The sequence below is a fragment of the Chelativorans sp. ZYF759 genome (assembly GCF_012911015.1).
In the GTDB taxonomy this organism is placed as follows: domain Bacteria; phylum Pseudomonadota; class Alphaproteobacteria; order Rhizobiales; family Rhizobiaceae; genus ZYF759.
Map to the genome: position 1 here is coordinate 1 of NZ_WVVV01000096.1, position 336 is coordinate 336.

Consider the following 336-nt stretch of genomic DNA (forward strand, 5'->3'; position numbering starts at 1 on the left):
CGGTTTTGAACCGGGTCTTCGTCGAAAGGACGTCGAGCGCCTGGCAGTAGCTTTCGGCCGCGCGCTTGGAGGCACCCATCACATTGGTCGGATTCACCACCTTGTCGGTCGAGATCATGATGAAGCTGCTGACCTCATTGGCCAAGGAGGCATCGGCGACGTTGCGCGTTCCGATGACGTTGGTCTTCAGCGCCTCGAGCGGGTTGGCCTCCATCAGAGGTACATGTTTCAGCGCAGCCGCATGGAAGACGATGTCGGGGCGCAGTTCGGCGAAGATCGCATCGACGCGGCGCCCGTCGCGCACGTCCACGATGCGCGTCACGATCTCGAGACCTG

Annotated in this window: 1 protein-coding gene; it reads right to left on the reverse strand. The window is 61.9% G+C overall.

Annotated elements, in window-relative coordinates; all coding sequences use genetic code 11:
* Positions 1–322: polysaccharide biosynthesis protein (locus GRZ55_RS23195; RefSeq protein ID WP_368856671.1), on the reverse strand; the 322-nt coding region annotated here is incomplete at its 3' end.
* Positions 323–336 lie beyond the last annotated feature (14 nt).